Annotated in this window: 21 protein-coding genes; 15 read left to right on the forward strand and 6 right to left on the reverse strand. The window is 59.5% G+C overall.

Annotation, left to right across the window (positions count from 1 at the left end):
- The first annotated feature begins 66 nt into the window (after positions 1-66).
- From ACSQ9D_RS28255 to ACSQ9D_RS28270, 4 genes are all read left to right on the forward strand, one after another.
- Positions 67-1,227 carry a fumarylacetoacetate hydrolase family protein gene (locus tag ACSQ9D_RS28255; protein WP_436285106.1) on the forward strand — a complete coding sequence of 387 codons (1,161 nt, stop codon included), beginning with the start codon at positions 67-69 and terminating at the stop codon, positions 1,225-1,227.
- Positions 1,228-1,342: 115 nt separating this feature from the next.
- Positions 1,343-1,615 carry a hypothetical protein gene (locus tag ACSQ9D_RS28260; RefSeq protein WP_436285107.1) on the forward strand — a complete coding sequence of 91 codons (273 nt, stop codon included), beginning with the start codon at positions 1,343-1,345 and terminating at the stop codon, positions 1,613-1,615.
- 239 nt (positions 1,616-1,854) lie between these two features.
- Positions 1,855-2,307, forward strand: coding sequence for a helix-turn-helix domain-containing protein (locus tag ACSQ9D_RS28265; RefSeq protein WP_436285191.1), 453 nt, complete (start codon positions 1,855-1,857; stop codon positions 2,305-2,307).
- 38 nt (positions 2,308-2,345) lie between these two features.
- Complete coding sequence (locus tag ACSQ9D_RS28270) at positions 2,346-2,516, forward strand: hypothetical protein (protein WP_436285108.1); 171 nt, start codon at positions 2,346-2,348, stop codon at positions 2,514-2,516.
- Positions 2,517-2,626: 110 nt separating this feature from the next.
- Here the strand turns inward: ACSQ9D_RS28270 and pepT are convergent, their stop codons facing one another.
- Positions 2,627-3,859, reverse strand: coding sequence for a peptidase T (gene pepT, locus ACSQ9D_RS28275; protein WP_436285109.1), 1,233 nt, complete (start codon positions 3,857-3,859; stop codon positions 2,627-2,629).
- A 261-nt stretch (positions 3,860-4,120) separates the two neighbouring features.
- On the opposite strand from pepT, the gene ACSQ9D_RS28280 reads away from it, so the two are divergent.
- Positions 4,121-4,375, forward strand: a complete 255-nt coding sequence (locus tag ACSQ9D_RS28280; RefSeq protein ID WP_047518940.1) for a YMGG-like glycine zipper-containing protein — start codon at positions 4,121-4,123, stop codon at positions 4,373-4,375.
- Positions 4,376-4,434: 59 nt separating this feature from the next.
- On the opposite strand, the gene ACSQ9D_RS28285 is transcribed toward ACSQ9D_RS28280, so the two are convergent.
- From ACSQ9D_RS28285 to ACSQ9D_RS28300, 4 genes are read right to left on the reverse strand one after another with little or no spacing between them, the layout of a single operon-like run.
- Positions 4,435-5,277: an ABC transporter permease gene (locus ACSQ9D_RS28285; protein WP_072377729.1), complete on the reverse strand. Its 843-nt coding sequence runs from the start codon at positions 5,275-5,277 to the stop codon at positions 4,435-4,437.
- Between the two features lie 2 nt (positions 5,278-5,279).
- Positions 5,280-6,158, reverse strand: coding sequence for an ABC transporter permease (locus ACSQ9D_RS28290; protein WP_436285110.1), 879 nt, complete (start codon positions 6,156-6,158; stop codon positions 5,280-5,282).
- Positions 6,155-7,255, reverse strand: a complete 1,101-nt coding sequence (locus tag ACSQ9D_RS28295) for an ABC transporter ATP-binding protein (protein WP_436285111.1) — start codon at positions 7,253-7,255, stop codon at positions 6,155-6,157. The genes ACSQ9D_RS28290 and ACSQ9D_RS28295 overlap by 4 nt, the downstream gene beginning before the upstream one ends.
- Before the next feature lie 56 nt (positions 7,256-7,311).
- On the reverse strand, positions 7,312-8,487 hold the full coding sequence (locus tag ACSQ9D_RS28300; protein WP_436285112.1) for an extracellular solute-binding protein: 1,176 nt from the start codon (positions 8,485-8,487) through the stop codon (positions 7,312-7,314).
- A 206-nt stretch (positions 8,488-8,693) separates the two neighbouring features.
- Between ACSQ9D_RS28300 and ACSQ9D_RS28305 the strand changes: the two genes are divergently transcribed.
- The 4 genes from ACSQ9D_RS28305 (at position 8,694) to ACSQ9D_RS28320 (ending at position 12,099) form a co-directional block, all read left to right on the forward strand.
- Positions 8,694-9,416 carry a GntR family transcriptional regulator gene (locus tag ACSQ9D_RS28305; protein WP_436285192.1) on the forward strand — a complete coding sequence of 241 codons (723 nt, stop codon included), beginning with the start codon at positions 8,694-8,696 and terminating at the stop codon, positions 9,414-9,416.
- 41 nt (positions 9,417-9,457) lie between these two features.
- Entirely contained in the window at positions 9,458-10,645 is a 1,188-nt protein-coding gene (gene uxuA / locus ACSQ9D_RS28310; protein ID WP_436285113.1) for a mannonate dehydratase, read from the forward strand.
- 145 nt (positions 10,646-10,790) lie between these two features.
- Entirely contained in the window at positions 10,791-11,090 is a 300-nt protein-coding gene (locus ACSQ9D_RS28315) for a hypothetical protein (protein ID WP_436285114.1), read from the forward strand.
- Between the two features lie 247 nt (positions 11,091-11,337).
- Positions 11,338-12,099: a DUF4239 domain-containing protein gene (locus ACSQ9D_RS28320; RefSeq protein ID WP_436285115.1), complete on the forward strand. Its 762-nt coding sequence runs from the start codon at positions 11,338-11,340 to the stop codon at positions 12,097-12,099.
- Positions 12,100-12,136: 37 nt separating this feature from the next.
- Here the strand turns inward: ACSQ9D_RS28320 and ACSQ9D_RS28325 are convergent, their stop codons facing one another.
- Positions 12,137-12,334, reverse strand: coding sequence for a hypothetical protein (locus ACSQ9D_RS28325; RefSeq protein ID WP_037126369.1), 198 nt, complete (start codon positions 12,332-12,334; stop codon positions 12,137-12,139).
- A 462-nt stretch (positions 12,335-12,796) separates the two neighbouring features.
- Here ACSQ9D_RS28325 and ACSQ9D_RS28330 point away from each other — a divergent pair, with 462 nt between their 5' ends.
- From ACSQ9D_RS28330 to ACSQ9D_RS28355, 6 genes are all read left to right on the forward strand, one after another.
- On the forward strand, positions 12,797-13,240 hold the full coding sequence (locus tag ACSQ9D_RS28330) for a helix-turn-helix domain-containing protein (RefSeq protein ID WP_436285116.1): 444 nt from the start codon (positions 12,797-12,799) through the stop codon (positions 13,238-13,240).
- A 3-nt stretch (positions 13,241-13,243) separates the two neighbouring features.
- Complete coding sequence (locus ACSQ9D_RS28335; RefSeq protein ID WP_436285117.1) at positions 13,244-15,079, forward strand: peptide antibiotic resistance protein; 1,836 nt, start codon at positions 13,244-13,246, stop codon at positions 15,077-15,079.
- Positions 15,080-15,099: 20 nt separating this feature from the next.
- The gene (locus ACSQ9D_RS28340) at positions 15,100-15,315 is read left to right on the forward strand and encodes a hypothetical protein (RefSeq protein WP_037126623.1); all 216 of its coding nucleotides are present in this window, start codon (positions 15,100-15,102) and stop codon (positions 15,313-15,315) included.
- A gap of 9 nt (positions 15,316-15,324) precedes the next feature.
- Complete coding sequence (locus ACSQ9D_RS28345) at positions 15,325-16,515, forward strand: YcaO-like family protein (protein WP_436285193.1); 1,191 nt, start codon at positions 15,325-15,327, stop codon at positions 16,513-16,515.
- Positions 16,512-17,213, forward strand: a complete 702-nt coding sequence (locus ACSQ9D_RS28350) for a TfuA-like protein (RefSeq protein ID WP_436285118.1) — start codon at positions 16,512-16,514, stop codon at positions 17,211-17,213. Before ACSQ9D_RS28345 ends, ACSQ9D_RS28350 begins: the two co-directional genes overlap by 4 nt.
- Positions 17,214-17,320: 107 nt before the next feature.
- Positions 17,321-17,572, forward strand: coding sequence for a hypothetical protein (locus tag ACSQ9D_RS28355; RefSeq protein ID WP_436285119.1), 252 nt, complete (start codon positions 17,321-17,323; stop codon positions 17,570-17,572).
- Positions 17,573-17,578: the final 6 nt, after the last annotated feature.

The raw sequence follows: 17,578 nt of genomic DNA on the forward strand, positions 1-17,578 counted from the left end.
GGTTGGAGGGCGGCCGGTTCGTTTTGATCTTGAGCGCGTCCATCGCTCGTGTGACGGAACATGTCGATGTCTTATACTCTTCTGGATTCTGCCGCCGCCGGCGGCTTGTTGGTCGGTCGTGCCTGGAACCCCGGTGTTCAAGGCCCGAGCATCGTGGTTGTTCGCGATGGCCAGTTGGTCGACATCACTTCCAAAGCTGCGCCGACGCTGAGCGCGCTCCTGGAACAGGCCGATCCCGCCGCCTTCGTCCGCGCCGCGGATGGTCCTGTGCTCACCACGTTGGAGGAGATCGCTGCCGTTGGCATCGGAACACCTGACCCGTCGCGGGTTCATCTGCTTGCTCCTGCCGACCTTCAGGCCATCAAGGCCTGCGGCGTAACCTTCGCGCAGTCGATGATCGAGCGCGTCATCGAGGAGAAGGCCGCTGGAAATCCGGATCGCGCCGCCGCGATCCGCGAGCGCGTCAGTACGCTGATCGGTGGTAGCCTCAACAATCTGAAAGCAGGTTCGGCTGAAGCCGCCAAGGTCAAGCAGGCGCTGATCGACGAAGGAATGTGGTCTCAATATCTCGAGGTCGGCATCGGACCTGACGCCGAGGTTTTCACGAAGTCACCGGTCCTTGCCTCTGTCGGCTGGGGCGCCGATGTCGGGCTGCATCCAATCTCGACTTGGAACAATCCGGAACCCGAGATCGTGCTTGCCGTCAACAGCGGCGGGGAGATCAAGGGCGCAGCACTTGGCAACGACGTCAATCTGCGCGACGTGGAGGGCCGCTCGGCGCTCCTGCTCGGCAAGGCAAAGGATAACAACGCCTCCTGTTCGATCGGCCCATTCGTCCGGCTGTTCGACGAGAGCTACGGCCTCGATGATGTGCGCAGCGCAGAACTCGACCTCAAGGTCACCGGAGCCGACGGATTCGTCCTTCACGGCAAGAGTTCGATGTCGAAGATCAGCCGCGATCCTTCCGACCTCGTCAAGCAGACCTACGGGGCCCACCATCAGTACCCGGATGGCTTCATGTTGTTCTTGGGAACGCTGTTTGCGCCGACGCAGGATCGTGATGCGCCGAACCAGGGCTTCACCCACAAAATCGGTGACGTCGTCGAAATTTCGTCGACGGGCCTCGGCTCGCTCGTCAATACCGTGCGGCTTTCAACCGAGTGCTCTGCCTGGACATTTGGTATCACCGCCCTGATGGCAAGCCTTGCAAAGCGGGACCTCCTTTAGGCTTTCGGGCGACCGGCGCGCCTGCGGAAATCTTGCGCTGGACGGGTTGTCGCCCTGTTCCGGCGCAATCGATCGGATATATGCTTCACGAATGAAGCGGAACGTTGAGGGTGCCATGAACAAAGCCCTTGCCTTGATTTGCGTGCTCGCTCTTGTCGGGTGCACCACGAAGGACTTTTCCTCGCCAGGTCTCGATCCGATCCCCGGGAGTATCACCTATGGCGGCCAACCGCGTACCAAGCTGACGAAGTCGCCGCCGGGATCGACCTTCCCGCACAATTTCATCGACGAGTGGGGCCAACAGGTCGATGAGACCTACATGATACAACCCGACAAGTCGCTGAAGATCGTTCACAGGGAAATCCGGCCGATTCGCTTCAACCGCTAAAACAGCGCTGGCTGTGAAACGGACGAAGCTCGCCTGCCCATCGACGACCCACCCTGCAACATCGACTTGGATCGCCAAGCTCTCCAGGTGGCTAGTCACATTCGTTTATCATACAATGTTATGCAATTAGCCGATTGAATTTGGCCCGCGGCTAATACAAACTCGCCACAGGGGTGCGATACCGGGTGTGTGGTCGAGCGAATGAACGTGACGCTAATCCGGTACATGGAACATTTATGATGAATGCAAAGACGCCGAATGCCATCGATACCTTTGTCGGTTCTCGCGTGAGGATGCGAAGGCAACTCCTAGGACTTAGTCAGGAAAGATTGGCGGATCAGATAGGTGTGACATTCCAGCAGGTGCAGAAATACGAGAAGGGTATGAACCGGATCGGTGCCAGCCGACTGCAACGGATCGCCGATGTACTGAGCACGTCTCCGAGTTTCTTCTTTCAGCAGGACGAGTCCGAGCCGCTGGGCTTGGCCGGGCTTGAGACTTCTGTTGCGGCCGACCCCGTTGCCGAATTCCTGCATTCGAAGGAAGGTCTCGCGCTCAATCGCGCCTTCCTGAAAATCACCGATACGCAGCTTCGTGAAAAGATTGTCGCCTTGGTCAAGGCCATGGCGCAGGCGCAGGAAGGGCGTGACGTTGCAGGCGAGCAAACGAAACCTGGCGAAACATTCGCCTAAAGGCTCAGCCTTATGAAACGCTGGGCCTCGCCGATCAGATGAAATTCAGCCTGGAAACCTTCGCAGCGCTGCGCCTCATTTCGCCGGGCGTGGAAAAGGTCGCGTATCCGGAAAAAGGCTTGCTCGCGGTCTGCTACCTGCTGACGCAGCCGCACGTTGAATATCCCAGGGCATCGCTGGCGCGGTTCCTATGGGACGACCATGGCTGACGCTCGGCGCTCTCCTGCAGGAGATCAATGAAACAGGCACCGAGACAGAGCGGCTATCGGCGGAGAGCATCATGGATGCGGTACACTCGCGGAGAGACCGGCCTGCTCCGCTAAGCTCGCTCCTCCCACACCTTTGCGAGTTCGACGAGGGTGGCGACGGCCTTGTCCATGTCCTGCCTGCTGATCCACTCGCGCGGCGAGTGGAAGGCGTGGCCGCCGGCGAAGATGTTCGGGCATGGCAGTCCCATGAAGGAAAGACGCGAACCGTCCGTTCCGCCGCGGATGCTGCCGCGGACAGGCGACATGCCGGCTCGGCGGATGGCTTCAATGGCGTTTTCGACGATCTGCGGGTGGCGATCGAGAACAACCTTCATGTTGCGATACTGCTGCTTGACGATGAAAGTGTAGGAAGAACCGGGAAAGTCGGCCATCACATCCTGCACCAGTGCTTCGAGACGTTTCTCCTTGTCAGTCAGCCCGGCTTCCTCGAAGTCCCGGACAATGAGGTTGATAGCCGCCTTTTCCATCGAGCCGGTCAGACCGGTCGGATGGACGAAGCCCTCTCGCCCTTCGGTCGTTTCGGGTGCGACATTCTTGGGTAGCCGATCAATAATCGCGCCGGCGATCTTGATGGCATTCTCCATCTTGCATTTGGCAAAACCCGGATGGATGGCAACGCCTTCGATGGCAATCTCGACGCCATCTGCCGAGAAGGTCTCGTCTTCGATGTGTCCGGCGGTTTCACCGTCCATCGTATAGGCAAACTGCGCGCCAAGCTTCGTCAGATCGACCTTGTCGACACCGCGGCCGATCTCCTCGTCCGGCGTGAAAAGCAGCTTGATCGTTCCGTGCTTGATGTCGGGATTGTCCATGAGGATCTGCGCCACCGTCATGATCTCGGCGATGCCGGCCTTGTCGTCGGCACCGAGCAGTGTCGTACCGTCCGTCGTGACGATGTCGTTGCCGATCTGGTCGTTGAGCGCCGGATTCTCGCTGACGCGAATGACCTGCTTCTTGTCACCAGTAAGCTGAATGTCGCCGCCACCGTAGTCGCGCACAATTTGCGGCTTGACGTTCGTCCCCGTGAAATCGGGCGCCGTGTCCATATGCGAGCAGAAGCATATGACCGGAACCGCTTTGTCTGAATTCGAGGGAACGGTCGCATAGACGTAGCCATGCTCGTCAAGATGAGCATCGGACAGGCCGATTGCCAACAACTCGTTGACCAGCAATCGGCCCAGGTCCTTCTGTTTCAGAGTCGACGGCTGTGTGGACGATGCCGGATCCGATTGGGTGTCAATGACGACATAGCGAAGAAAGCGATCGAGGACGGTATCGGTCATGGCAGGTCCAGTTCGTGTTTTGGCGTCGCACGATATAACCTTCGAGGATGCGCCGTGAATAGAGGCATTCGATCGGACGGACGTCGCTGACGAGATCACGTGTCGACAGGTGCACGTCGTCTCGCCGCGCGCGTCACGTGGGGACGGGATACGAGTCAGCCGAGGGATGGCACTGTCAGACCTAAGTCCGTCGATGGAACCTTATGGCATCGAATCTAGTTCCTGCACCGTAGTGCAAAACTATGATCATAGGAGTGGCGGATGAGAAAAATTATCCTAGTGGCTGCATTTATGGGGGCATTGGCGTCGTGCACAGCCACCGAAAAAGGAACAGCAATCGGTGCGGGCACGGGCGCCATCATTGGCGGTGCCGTCAGCAACAGCTGGGGAGGCGCAGCCATCGGCGCCGTGGCAGGCGGTGTGGCGGGCGCTCTGATTGGACGCTCGACCGAACGCCGCGGCTACTGTGTCTATCGTGACCGGTATGGTCGCACCTATGAGGCGCGCTGCCGATAGCCGCACCCGCCAACTGACCGCCTCATTACAAGAGGCGGTCTATTCCCTCGAGATTTGAGCTAGTGGGTGCTTTGCTGTTTCGCCCTTGCGACGATCTGTGTCGGGTTCACGAACTGCAAGGCGAGAACCAGCCAGAACAATGTCGTGACCATGTAGACCACGGCCATCGCATCGATCGACTGTCCCGCGCGAACGCCCGACGCAAAGACGGCGTAGTAGAGCGACACCACCAGCGTTTGCGTGGTCGGCCCGGCAATCAGGAAGGTCAGCTCGAACATTGCGATGGTGCGCACCAGCACCAAAAGCAGTGCAGCCAGCATCCCCGGTAGAAGTAGTGGCAACAAAATGCGCAGGAAAAGGCTCGTCGTTCCTGCGCCGAAAACCCGTGCGGCCGCTTCGATGCGCGGGTCGATCTGCTCGATGAACGGGATCATCACCAGAACAACGAAGGGCAGAGACGGGACGACGTTGATCAGCACGACGCCCCAGAAGGTACCGCCGAGCCCAAGCTGGTAGAGGACGGTTGCGAGCGGTATGCCGTAGGTCAATGGAGGGATCAGCAGCGGCAACAAGAACAGCAAGATGACCAGGCGTTTTCCGGGAAAGTCGCGCCGCGCCAGCGCATAGGCGGTCGTGATGCCCAAGATTCCGGAAATGATGACGACAGTAAAGACGATCTCAAAGGTGACAAGGACAACGCTGGAAAGCTGGAATTCCTTCCAGGCGCTGAAATACCAGCGTGTCGTCCAACCTGCCGGCAGCCATGTTCCAAGCCAGCGCGTCGCAAAGGAGTTGACCATGACAGCGGCGATAACGGCGAGCAGATTGAGGACAAAGAGGATGGCCAGCGCCCAAATGGCGAACCGCCAGATCTTTGAGGTGGGGCCCTGATCTCGGATCATGACTAACCTTTCGTGCCGCCGGCTGGGCCGCGGTAGAAGAGTGAGCGGGTGGCCAGAACGGCAAGCACGACAACCAGCTCCACGCCGCCCATGATGAGCGCGATCGTCGAACCGAGCGAATGATCATATTGCTCGAAGGCTGCCTGATAGGCTGCAATCGAGATGACACGCGTCGGGCCGGCAGGCGCGCCTAGAAGAACGGCGGAGGGAAACACCGCAAAGGCCTGCACGAAGGCCAGGCAGAAGGTGACAGCAAGCCCCGGAACCAAAAGCGGAAGGAAGACCCTAAAGAAGCGCTGTCGTGGACCCGCGCCAAGTGTCGCTGCCGCCTGCTCGATCGCCGGATCGATGCCGGTAACGTAAGAGAGCGTCAGCAGGAAGGCGAAGGGAAAACCGGTGATCAGCAACGAGGCAAAGACGCCCCAGTAGTTATTCGTCAGCTTCACCGGCGCGTCGAGGACGCCGAGCATCAAGAGGGTATGATTGAACCAGCCGCGCGGCCCGAGAAAGGTCAAAAGGCCGTCTGCCACGAAGACCGTGCCGAGGGTAATCGGCAGCACGAGAATGGTGGTTAGCAGCCGCTGCCTGCGCATCAGGCGCACGCGCAAGGCAACTGGTACGGCAAAGGCGAGGTTGATCACCGTTACAGGCAGTGCCAGCCACATCGTCGCGGCGATCGTCTGATATTGGAACGGATCGCTGAAGAATTTCGCGTAGTTGGCATACCACGTGCCCTCTTTCGGCATGAGGGAATCGGCCACACCGTAAAGGAACGGGTAAATAAACATCGCGATCATGAAGATCAGCCCCGGCAGCAACAAAAGCGTCGTGCCGTCGAGACCGCGGGCAGCAAGCCGTGTTCGCAGCGAAGGGCCGCTCATCGGCCGGTTCCTTTGAAAACCAGCGCCCGTCCGGCAATCGGTTGCAGCCTGGTCGATGCTCCCCGCGCCAACGGTTCATCCGCCCGGAAATAGAGTTCAGAGCCGTCCCCTGCCCGCGCCATGCCAAAAAATGCTCGCCCGCGGTACTCCATGCTGCTGACGGTGGCAGCGATCCCCTCGCCGTTCGATGCGACAAGATCTTCCGGACGCACCGACAGTATGGCTGCATCGCCGACGCTGAGCGGCGAACGCATCGTGCCAACGAGGCGGGCGCCGGCGACCTCGATTTCAGCCTCTGCGCCCGTCACACGCGTAATACGGCCTTCAACACGCGTCCTGAAGCCCATGAAGTCGGCAACGTCGACGTTTACAGGGCGCTGGTAGAGATCCTGAGGCGAGCCGATTTGTTCTATATGGCCCTGGCTCATGACGACGATGCGGTCGGCAAGCGACAGCGCCTCGTCCTGATCATGCGTCACATAGATGGTGGTGGAACCGATCTGATCGTGGATGCCGCGAATTTCGGCGCGCATCTCCAGCCGCAGCTTCGCATCGAGATTAGAGAGCGGCTCGTCCATCAGCACGATTGGCGGACGAATGACGATGGCGCGAGCGATCGCCACGCGCTGCTGCTGGCCACCGGACAGCTGACCAGGCAACTTATCGGCCTGGCTTTCGAGGCGCACCAGCGCCAGGGCATTGCGGATGCGCTGGTCGGCCTCGGGCCCCTTTATGCCCTGCATGGCAAGGCCGAATCCGACGTTCTTGCGCACGCTCATATGTGGAAACAGGGCGTAGCTTTGGAAGACCATGCCAAAGCCGCGACGCTCGGGTTCGAGCTGATCGATACGCGTGCCGCCAAGCCGGATTTCGCCACTGGTCAGTGCGAGCAAACCGGCGATGCAATTCAGTGCAGTCGACTTGCCGCAGCCGGACGGACCAAGCAACGCCACGAATTCTCCGGGTTCGATCGCAAGATCGATGCCGTTCAAGGCGTTAAACGCTCCGAAGACGCGGCGCATCCCATCGAGTTCCAGGCGTGCGTTCTTACGCGTCGATGCGGCGTCATTCGAAACCGAAGTCAAATCACTCTCCATCTGCAAAATGAGGTGGCCGGCCCGAGACGCGATTCCGGGCCGGCTGCTTTTTTCGATCAGCCCTTCTTGGCGCCGATCTTCTCGTCCCAGATGCGGAAGGCTTCGACCAGTTGTTTCGGCTCCAGCGGAACCTCCAGCGGATTGTTGGCAATCCAGTCGGCATATTCGGGACGGCCGAACTCCTTGATCGTGTCCTGGCTTTCCTGCGGCGCCATCTCAAGGGTGACGTCCTTCACAGCCGGACCCGGATAGAAATAGCCGGCATCGTAGGCGATCGCCTGCTGCTTGGGCTGCAGGATGTAGTTGAGCACGTCGATCAGCACGCCGATCTTCTCGTCCGAGACCCCCTTCGGGACGACTGCGTAATGGGCGTCCGTGACCCAATGGAAGCCATCGAGCTTCTGTACCTTCGCCTCGGCTGGAACAATGCCGAGTGCCCGCGGATTGATGTCCCAGCCGGTCGTCGATACGACGATGTCGCGCGTCCCCTCGCCAAGCTCCTTCATCACCTGGCCGGTGCCCGTCGGATAATACTCAATGTGTTCGCCAAGTGCGGCGAGATAGTCCCACGTCTTTGCCCAGCCCTTGGCGGGGTCGCGAGGGTCACTGTCGCCAAGCAGGTATGGCAAGCCCATGAGGAAGGTGCGCCCGGGGCCAGAATTGGCTGGCCGAGCATAGATGAAGCGGTTCTTGTTGGCCTTCGCCCATTCAAGCAGCTCCTGCGCCGATTTCGGCGGCGTGGGTACCTTGTCGGGCATATATTCGATGAGTGGGCCTGAGGGATAATAGGTGATGACGACGCCCTGATCCTTGGCAAGGGCCTGCATCTTGAAGGCTTGCGGCTGCAGGATCTGTTCGAGGTTGGGAAGCTCCGACTTGTGTGCCTTCAGATCGATCCAAAGCCCCTGATCAAGGCCCGCCGACAGCGCGTCCGTTCCCGTCAGGACGAGATCGATATCGACTTTGCCGGCCGCCTGCTGCGCCTTGATCTTGCCAGGCAGTTCCGGTGCCGGTGCCTTCGTGAAGGCGAAGCTGGAAACCCAGTCCGCCTTTTCCGAGGCATAGGCCTCGAACATGCCCTGCGTCAGCGCCAGGTTGCCGGCGACATCTGCAACCGTGATGGTGACGGGGCTTGCCGGTTTCTTGGCCTGCGCAAAGGCCCTCAGCGGCAGTATGGTTGCAACGGCGGCGCCCGCTGCGGTGCCGACGAATGTTCTGCGGGTGACTTTCATCCTGTTTCTCCTCCTCCTGTTGTCGGACGCAGCTAACGCGTCTCAATGCGGCCTCGAGCCGGTCGTTGCAGGACCGGGACCGTGTCGCCAAATGTGTGAAACGTCTTGAAAAAGTTGCCAAAAACACCGTCCTCCTCGGTGCGCCTTGGCAGTCGCAATAAATTGATATACTAGTATGCACGATCAAGTCAATGTCAGGGCTCCTTATGCAGGCAGCAGTTGTTTCCGTCCCGACGGCCTTGCCTTTCGAGGCCGAGAGGCCAACGAAGCTTCGCCGTGTGACGAATGCCGGCGCTATCTTCGATCGGCTCTACGCGGATATACTTGCCCTTCGAATGCCACCGGGAATGCTGTTGCAGGAAAAGCGGATTGCAGAAGAGTTCAACGTCTCCCGCACTCCGGTGCGTGAGGCGCTGCTTCGATTGTCAGAGGGCGGGCTTGTCGATATCTACCCGCAGTCCGGCACCGTCGTATCGCGGGTGCCAGTCTCTGCGATCCCGGAGGCGGTTGTCGTGCGCAAATCGCTTGAAGGCACGACAGTCGAACGCGCCGCCGAAGTTGCCACAGCAGCGGATATCGATCGGCTGAATTCCATCATCTCACGACAGAGATCGCTTGCCGCGCTCGGCGACACGTCCGCCTTTCACGAGGAGGACGAGGCCTTCCACGAGGCCGTCGCCGAGATTGCCGGCTATCCCGGCATCTGGACGATACTCAAGACGGTCAAGGTGCAGATCGACCGCGCCCGACGACTGACGCTGCCGGTTCTTGGCCGCATGGACAATGTCGTGCACGAACACGCGCTCATTCGTGACGCAATCGCTGCCCACGATGTGGAAGCGGCGCGCGCGGCCATGATGCACCACTTGAGCGCCGTCATTCCCGACGTCGACGAGCTTCGCGCCCGGTATCCCGATTACTTCTGCTGAGCCTGTCAGCGGGCAACGACAAGATCCCAAGGAGGAAATGAATGCGCCAGGGTTGGAGATGGTTTGGGCCGGAGGCACCTGTAACGCTTGACGAGGTGCGGCAGACCGGTGCAACCAATATCGTTTCGTCCCTGCACCAGGTGCCGATCGGCCGCGCCTGGACTGAAGGGGAAGTGCGCGAGCGCCAGGCGATGATCGAGACGACGCCGCCCGGACGCTCGGGCCTGACATGGTCCGTTGTCGAGAGCATCCCGATTCCCGATGCCGTCAAGCGCAATGGTGGTCGGGCCAAGGCAGACATCGAAGCCTGGATCGCCAGTCTTGAAGCTGTTGCAGCCTGCGGGATTCCAATTGTCTGCTACAACTTCATGCCCGTCGTCGACTGGACGCGCACCGACCTCGATTACGTTATCGATACCGGCGCCACGGCCATGCGTTTCGATCATGAGAAATTCGCCGTCTTCGATCTCTTCGTGCTCCAACGCGCCGGTGCCGAGCAGCAATACTCCGCTGGGGACAAGGCGCGTGCGCGCGCCCTGTTCGAGGCCATGAGCGAAGCCGAGATTGCAGAGATCACCCGGATCATCACATCCGCCCTGCCCGGCTCGACGACCGAACCGCTGACGATCCCGCAGTTCCGTGAAAAGCTCGCAGCCTATACAGGTATCGACGCCGCTAAGCTGCGCCAGCATCTTATTGAATTTCTTCAAGCAGTGACGCCTGTGGCCGAAGCGCGTGGCGTCAAGCTGACGCTGCACCCGGATGATCCGCCGCGCTCGCTCTTTGGGCTGCCGCGGATCGCTTCGACCGCCGAAGACTATGCCGCGCTATTTAATGCCGTTCCCTCGAAGGCGAATGGCATGTGCTACTGCACCGGCAGCCTCGGAGTGCGTGCCGACAACGACCTGCCGGCAATTGCCCACCGCTTTGCATCGAGAATCCATTTCGCCCATCTACGCGCCACAAAACGCGAGGGCGACGGCCGCAGCTTCCACGAGAGCGCCCATCTGGAGGGTGACGTCGACATGGTTGCAGTCCTGAAGGAGCTTGTCACCGAAGACCGCGGGCGTCGGGCAGACGAAACAATTGTGTTCCGCTCTGACCACGGCCATCGCATGCTCGATGATCTCGACAAGACCGTGACGCCGGGCTATCCGGCGATCGGTCGACTGCGCGGTCTGGCCGAGCTTCGCGGCATTCTCTATGCCCTGGGTGCGAAGCCGACGTAACAGTGGATTGCGGCCGTGGCCGTTGGTGGTCTCAAAATCGTGGGTTACAGGGTGGAGCGGTCGACCTCTGGAAGGGCAACTGCCCACGCATTTGGAACAAACTTGGGCACAATTCATTTCTCTCCCTGCAGAGAGGAGAAACGACATGACCTACGACCCGAATGATCCGAACCGCAATCCCACTACCGATCATGACCTGCGCACGCCACCGCTGCGCCGCAGCTCAAGCAGCTGGATCGGATGGATTGCCGCGATCGCCGTGATCCTTGTCGCAGCGTTTGCTATCACAGAATGGTTTGACCGGCCGGGCACCGATCCGAACCCGACCGCTTCGACGACTGAATCTCAGCCGATGAAGCCGCCGGTAGCCCCAATGGCGCCCTCCAGCGAACCGGCAACACCTGCCCCGGCCAACCCTTCAACCGGCGGCACGACACAGCAGTAAGCGGGCTGCGAAGCGGAGCCTCACCTCCTGGAGGAGAGGCTCCCCTATCTTTTTCGACGCCCCCTTAGACCCCTTCTTATCCGAACGGACAGATGCGTCGCTATCGGACGGTCGCGGCTGAAAGCGCGTGAGGCGAATATCAAGCCAGCCTGTGAAGGCCGTGCGGTAAACGCCAATAGCGACAAGTGCGCTTGACGAAACCCGATCGTTTCAGTTCGATGGCGCCGGGACAGGCGAGACTTCCATCATGACAGCTCTCGAAACCGGATGCATCATCGCACTGCTGCTGGCATGCGCGGCCCTGCTTGGCACGCGCATCAGCCGGCGTCTGCCTGATCATCACCTGTCCACAGACTCCAAGGAAGCCATCAAGCTTGCCACCGCCGTTGTCGGCACTCTTTCGGCGCTTGCACTTGGTTTTCTGGTTGCATCCGCCAAGACGGCCTTCGACGATGCGGAAACTGAACTGAAGACGTCGGCTGCCCGCCTCGTCCTCCTTGACCGCGTATTGGGGCAGTATGGAACTGAAACGGCGCAGGCGCGCGAGCGGCTTGCAAACGTGGTCGAGGCTCGCATCGCCCAGGCTTGGGGAGGCGCAGCCGGCGAGGCTCTCGCAACGAGAACGCTGGACGATCTCGGCGGCGAACCCGTCCAGAAGCTCTTGAGGGTGCTGGCGCCGAAGGATGATGTACAACGCCTGCTCAAGACGCGCGCGCTCGAGGTCAGCAGCGCCATCGCAGAGGCGCATTGGCTGGTTCTCGAGACGGGAAACGAAGGTCTACCGACCGCCTTCCTAGTGGTGCTGACATTCTGGCTGATCGTGATCTTTCTCACGTTCGGCCTTTTGTCGCCCTATAACGGCACGGTCATATCGATCATAGTCGTCTGCGCTCTGTCCGTCGGAGGTGCGGTCTTCATCGTCAACGATATGGCCCACCCTTACGGAGGCCTGATCTATGTTTCGGATGAGCCTCTGCGTATCGCCCTGTCGCGGATGGGGCGCAGTTGATCGCCCCTTAGGCGGTCGGTCGCGCACACAGCGTGGATCAATGCGTGGCTGCGCGCTTCTTGGAGGCCGCGAGAATGTAGTCGTCGGCAATATCCGCGATCGCCATGGCGATTTCAGTCGACGAGAAGCCGACCAGTTTTTCGCCCTGAATAATCTGGTATACGGCTTCCTCTATCTTCTCACGGCAGGCCGAAAGCCTGTCGGCGTGGTTGATAACTATAGGACGTAATTCCATGGCCCTTACCCCCGGTCGATGCGGCACACACGTTGTTGATGTGCGTTGAATGTTGATATTGGTTAAGCAAAGTGAAGGTCGCCACATCCGTGATGTTACTGAACGATGCCCCACTATCGCGATTCCAGCTAAAAAGCCGCCCCATAGCCTCCGCAAAGACGGCACCAAAGCTTCAACTTAACCGTGCCTGGACTATAGTCGCAAAAATCTGGAACAGCTTGTGAAATCGACGTGACACTACCATGAATAGAGCAGTCGAAATATATACTGCCCAAGGTCGGCAATATTTCCTGCCTCAACGCATCGGGCCTGGCTGAATTTCCGCGCCGTCGGGTAAAATCGTAACGCCACCGCAAAATGTCGCGGCCAAAGCAATTAGCTTCTTGAATAAATTTACTCTTGGTTGTATTTTTCGTAAATCTCATCATAATGCCAGCGTGACACGAGGAAACGGGGGATGCCATGCAGGCCAAAACTCCAAACGCTATTGATGCCTATGTGGGTGAGCGTGTCAGGTTAAGGCGGAAGCTACTTGGCTTGAGCCAGGTTAGCCTATCGGAATCCTTAGGCATTACGTTCCAACAGCTGCAAAAATACGAAAAGGGTGTCAACCGCATAGGTGCGAGCCGGCTGCAGCGCATTGCAGAAGTTCTTGGCGTGCCTATCGGTTTCTTTTTCGATGAAGAGACGCCGCAGACAGCGGGCCTGCGGTTGAGCGCCGATACTGACGAAGTTGCGCATTTCATCGCTTCGAAGGAAGGTCTGGCGCTGACGCGTGCCTTCATTGCGATCGAAGATCCGAATATTCGTCGAAAGCTGCTTGCCCTTGCAAGGAGCCTTGGCTCCACGCAATCGGTCACGGATGAGCGTGAGGGCTGGGAACGGACGGACGAAACAAGAGGATAGCCGGTGCTGCGTCTCCAAACATTTGGCGAACTGCGTCTGACGGATGAGGCGGGCAATGCCGTCGGCTATCCCGCCAAGGCGCTGTTGACGATGGCGTATCTCTTCACATGCAAGGGGCACGCCCTCACCCGCCAAGAGGTCGCTGCGTTCCTATGGTCGGATGCCGAGCCCGATCAGGCCGGCCTTAATCTGCGTAAGCTCATCTCCCGTATTCGCCAGATCGATGACAGTGAGACCGCGCCGCTTAAGATTACCTCAGCATCGATCGAACTGCAGGCGCGCCTCCTTTCCGTCGATGTTGAGATATTCGATGAGGCAATGCCGCCGATGGACAGGCTGAAAGCCAGCAGCGGCCTACTTCAGCGTGATTTCGCCGGCAATGTTCGCTCAGCAAGCAGGGTGATCGACAACTGGATCGCGCGGGAGCAGCGCAGCCACAGGGTCAAGTTGCGGCAGATGCTCTTGGAGGCGGCGCCGTCTGCACAGGGCGCCGACGACTGCCGGACTGTCTCCGGCGCTGCCTTGCAGTTGCTGGACCAGGACCCGAGCGACGAGCCGCTTCGGGCGATCCTTCGCGCACTGCCTGGCGTTGCCGACCCGGACGTGCTTTCGCTAGGCGACAGGCAAACGCGGAACTATGTGGTACCGGCGGAGGTGCAGGATGCAACCCGCCGGGAAACCGAACTCCGGCCTGCGTCAAGCCTGCCGCGACTGGTTTTGCTTCCTCCGACATCACAGGGCAGCGTCGTGGGGCTCTCGCTTGCCGGTGCGCTGATCGAGGATGTCACGATCGAGCTATGCGCGCTCAGGAACATTTCCATCGTCGCACCCCATACCGCCGAGCAAATTCGCCGCGACTCCGACAAAGCCGCCGTTATCGCTCGTCATTCTATCTCCTATCTCCTTGATACGAGACTTTCAGGCGAAGGTCTGTATGCTCAGCTTGTCTATTTTCCCACCGATGAAATCATCTGGGCGACCCGCTTCCCCATGACCGCTGCAACGCTGCCGACCCAGCGACGGCTCATTGCTGAGCACCTGTCATCCTCTGTCGCGGATGAACTTGCCAGGAACGAGCATGCTCGGCTGAGCCTGGAAGCCAATCCGCATTGCTATCACGCCTATCTCGTTGGTGCGAGCCTTATGGGCAAGCTGACGCTGCCGCACATTCGCAGGGCAAGAGCCGCGTTCAAGGAGGCGTTGAAATACGATCAGGACTTTTCGCCGGCGTTTACCGGCCTGGCACGGACCTATACCAGCGAGTGGCTGGTGACTGCCCAGGGCAATGAGGAACTGTTGGGCCTTGCAGAGCAGAATGCGTTGAAGGCAATAGAGCGCGACGATGCTTTCGCCAGCGGCTACCGCGAACTCGGCGTGACAAAGCTCTATCTCGGCGACGTTGACGAGAGCGTCGCAGCGCTCAGCCACGCGGAGGAACTAAGCCCGCATTTTGCCGACGTGATCTACAGCCATGCCGACACGCTGGTTCATGCCTCCCGTCCGAAGGAGGCGTTGACAAAGATCCAGAAGGCTATCTCGCTCAATCCCTTGTCGCCGGACAGCTATCTTTGGTGTGCCGCCGGCGCAAGCTATTTCCTCGAGCAGTACGACGACGCCATCGCCTATGTGGAAGCCATGAAGGACAAGGCTCCGGCCCACCGCATTGCTGCTGCGAGTTGTGCAATGATTGGCGATCGCAGGCGTGCGCAGTTCTATCGGCAGCGTGCAGAAACGCTGAACCCGGTCTTCGACGTAGAAAAATGGCTCTCGGTCGTGCCCTTCAAGGAGCAATGGCAGAAAGATCTCTACAGAGAGGGGCTTTTGAAAGCTGGATTTTGACACCAACGAAAGGGAACATCATGTCAAGGGCAGTTGTATTTGGTATCGCAGGGGATGCGACGCTTTGGATTGCGGATCTCGACGCGGGAACCGTCAAGCAACTCGATGCCGCAGCCGGTGAACTGGCCAAGGTTGCCGACCTGCGCAAGGCGGGCGCCACCGTCGTCAAGAAGGTGGACTTCGCGGTTGCGGTCTCGACCGCGAAAGCGGCGTTCTCCGGTCACGTCGAAAGCTGAGAACCCACGCTGACCGCGCGTAGACTTGCCGCCTATTCCGACCGCACCGTTCCACCATCCGAAACCCTTGTTCGAACCGCACCATTTCTTGCGGATTTCGGCATAACGCGCGTCGCCCGCCACACCGGTCTGGACAACATCGGCATTCCGGTGTGGTGTGCCTATGTCCCAAACGGGCGTTCCGTTGCGATCGCCCAGGGTAAGGGTTTGACTGATGACGACGCCAAGGCTTCGGCCGTCATGGAAGCGTTGGAGCGCGTCGTTGCCAACAGGCCAGCCATTCCAACGTTACGGACCTCGGCTCATGATCTGCGGGCGGCGGGTTTTGCTTTTGATACGCTTGCCTGCCTGATCGGCCGTCACGAGAGCGATATTCGGCTGGACGAACCGGTTGACTGGGCGCTCGGCAAAGATCTCCTGACCGACCGGGAGATTTATGTTCCCGTCGACGCGGCGCTTCTGGATCGAACGCGCCGCAACCGCTTCTGGATGTCGTCCGATGGCCTCGCCTCCGGCAATACCGCTCAGGAGGCCATTTTGCACGGCGTTCTCGAGCGCATCGAACGCGATGCATATTGCCTTTGGCAGATCAGAAGCGAAGCGGATCGGTTCGCCAGTTGTATCGATCCGGTGAGCTTCAATGATCCACTGGTGGATGAACTCGTGTCGAAGATTGAGGCAGCAGGGCTGGCCATGCGCCTGTTTGATATGACGAGCGATATTGCCGTTCCATGTGTCACGGCCGTACTCGGGCCCACGAAGCGACGCGACGGCAACGTCCGCTTTGTTGAAGTGACGGGAGGCAGCGGTGCGCACCCTTCGCCTGTTCGGGCAGCGGTTCGGGCAATCACCGAGGCCGTTCAATCGAGGATCACCTACATCAGCGGCGCACGCGATGACTTATCGCAGGACGTGTTTCAAAGGCCCGCGCCCGCCGAGACCGTGCGCGCCCTTGATGCCATGCCGGTCGCTTGCAACGGTATTGCGGCCTCACAGCACCACGGCGTAGGACCGCACCTCGATGAGATCCTCCATGCTTTGCGTGAGCGAGAAATCGCGCCAGTCATCGCGCTACCGCTCAGCGATCGGGCTCTTCCGTTCCATGTCGTTAAAGTCTTCATTCCCGGGCTCGAAAATCCCGAGGGCGCTCGGGCGCGTCGCTTTGGCGCCCGCGCGATTGCAAAGGCGGTGTTCTCATGAAAGTCGTCTTTGTCGGGCCGAGCCTTTCTGATGCAGCGCTCCTCGTCGGTGATGAGATCACCATATGCCCGCCTGCCGTTCAAGGCGACGTGTTGGCGGCTGTGCAAAAGGGTGCGCGGGTGATCGGTATCATCGATGGCGGCTTCGAATATACAGCGCCCGTATGGCACAAGGAAATTCTCTATGCGCTTTCGCGACAGGTCCGCGTGTTCGGTGGGGCAAGCATGGGCGCGCTACGCGCTGCCGAATGTGGGATCTTCGGTATGGTCGGCGTTGGCCGCATCTACGGCGAGTATGCCACGGGGGCGACTGTCGACGACGCCGATGTAGCGCTGCTGCATGGGCCGATCGAGTTAGCATATAAGGCGTTGACCGTTCCATTGGTCAATGTCAGGGCGACCCTCGATGGGTTGCAGAGCCGGCAGATGCTCAGGCATGAGCATCGCGTGGAGCTCGAAACAGCTGCGGGAAATTTGTTCTTCAAGATGCGGACCTGGAGCGCGATCGTGGCAAGTGCCGATGTTGCGGCAGATAAGCAGGCGTTGCTGTCGCTGCTGCGATCGAACGAGGTCGATCAGAAGCGGGCCGACGCGCTCGCCGTTCTCAATGCGGTTGTTTTGGCAGACGATCAACCCCCATCCCCGAGCGAACGAGCGTGGCAATTCAACGAGACTTTTGTCTTACCGGAAAAGCAATAATTTGGAGATTGAGGCACGGATTGCAACAAGAAAGTGTGTCACGTGTTTTTCACGGGCCTTTTGCGCGTGTGCTGAATATTCTCTCGCCTGTTCGAGGGAGAACAGAGATGAGTGCAGCATCGACAGACAGACTGATCGACCTGGGTGGCAGTGAGCGATCTGCCGACGACTTGGATGAACTCGTCGCATTGGCGCGCATGATCGCTTACGCAAAAAATGCGGCCGAAGACGTTGATCTGGTGGGCGCAATGCACTGTCTCGGGCTGGCGCTCAATGAGGTTCTGCGTGAAATTGGCGACGGTCCGCATGAGGGATTGGCGGATGTGTTGTTTTCCGACAGGGCGCCATGCTTGAACTGACATGAC

It is taken from the genome of Rhizobium sp. LjRoot258, assembly GCF_964254185.1.
Taxonomy (GTDB): domain Bacteria; phylum Pseudomonadota; class Alphaproteobacteria; order Rhizobiales; family Rhizobiaceae; genus Rhizobium.

What these genes read in the sequence shown, in the direction of transcription:
- ACSQ9D_RS28255 (WP_436285106.1), top strand. Translation starts at nt 67, where the DNA reads ATGTCTTATACTCTTCTGGATTCTGCCGCCGCCGGCGGCTTGTTGGTC.
- ACSQ9D_RS28260 (WP_436285107.1), top strand. Translation starts at nt 1,343, where the DNA reads ATGAACAAAGCCCTTGCCTTGATTTGCGTGCTCGCTCTTGTCGGGTGC.
- ACSQ9D_RS28265 (WP_436285191.1), top strand. Translation starts at nt 1,855, where the DNA reads ATGAATGCAAAGACGCCGAATGCCATCGATACCTTTGTCGGTTCTCGC.
- ACSQ9D_RS28270 (WP_436285108.1), top strand. Translation starts at nt 2,346, where the DNA reads ATGAAATTCAGCCTGGAAACCTTCGCAGCGCTGCGCCTCATTTCGCCG.
- pepT (WP_436285109.1), bottom strand. Translation starts at nt 3,859, where the DNA reads ATGACCGATACCGTCCTCGATCGCTTTCTTCGCTATGTCGTCATTGAC.
- ACSQ9D_RS28280 (WP_047518940.1), top strand. Translation starts at nt 4,121, where the DNA reads ATGAGAAAAATTATCCTAGTGGCTGCATTTATGGGGGCATTGGCGTCG.
- ACSQ9D_RS28285 (WP_072377729.1), bottom strand. Translation starts at nt 5,277, where the DNA reads ATGATCCGAGATCAGGGCCCCACCTCAAAGATCTGGCGGTTCGCCATT.
- ACSQ9D_RS28290 (WP_436285110.1), bottom strand. Translation starts at nt 6,158, where the DNA reads ATGAGCGGCCCTTCGCTGCGAACACGGCTTGCTGCCCGCGGTCTCGAC.
- ACSQ9D_RS28295 (WP_436285111.1), bottom strand. Translation starts at nt 7,255, where the DNA reads ATGGAGAGTGATTTGACTTCGGTTTCGAATGACGCCGCATCGACGCGT.
- ACSQ9D_RS28300 (WP_436285112.1), bottom strand. Translation starts at nt 8,487, where the DNA reads ATGAAAGTCACCCGCAGAACATTCGTCGGCACCGCAGCGGGCGCCGCC.
- ACSQ9D_RS28305 (WP_436285192.1), top strand. Translation starts at nt 8,694, where the DNA reads ATGCAGGCAGCAGTTGTTTCCGTCCCGACGGCCTTGCCTTTCGAGGCC.
- uxuA (WP_436285113.1), top strand. Translation starts at nt 9,458, where the DNA reads ATGCGCCAGGGTTGGAGATGGTTTGGGCCGGAGGCACCTGTAACGCTT.
- ACSQ9D_RS28315 (WP_436285114.1), top strand. Translation starts at nt 10,791, where the DNA reads ATGACCTACGACCCGAATGATCCGAACCGCAATCCCACTACCGATCAT.
- ACSQ9D_RS28320 (WP_436285115.1), top strand. Translation starts at nt 11,338, where the DNA reads ATGACAGCTCTCGAAACCGGATGCATCATCGCACTGCTGCTGGCATGC.
- ACSQ9D_RS28325 (WP_037126369.1), bottom strand. Translation starts at nt 12,334, where the DNA reads ATGGAATTACGTCCTATAGTTATCAACCACGCCGACAGGCTTTCGGCC.
- ACSQ9D_RS28330 (WP_436285116.1), top strand. Translation starts at nt 12,797, where the DNA reads ATGCAGGCCAAAACTCCAAACGCTATTGATGCCTATGTGGGTGAGCGT.
- ACSQ9D_RS28340 (WP_037126623.1), top strand. Translation starts at nt 15,100, where the DNA reads ATGTCAAGGGCAGTTGTATTTGGTATCGCAGGGGATGCGACGCTTTGG.
- ACSQ9D_RS28350 (WP_436285118.1), top strand. Translation starts at nt 16,512, where the DNA reads ATGAAAGTCGTCTTTGTCGGGCCGAGCCTTTCTGATGCAGCGCTCCTC.
- ACSQ9D_RS28355 (WP_436285119.1), top strand. Translation starts at nt 17,321, where the DNA reads ATGAGTGCAGCATCGACAGACAGACTGATCGACCTGGGTGGCAGTGAG.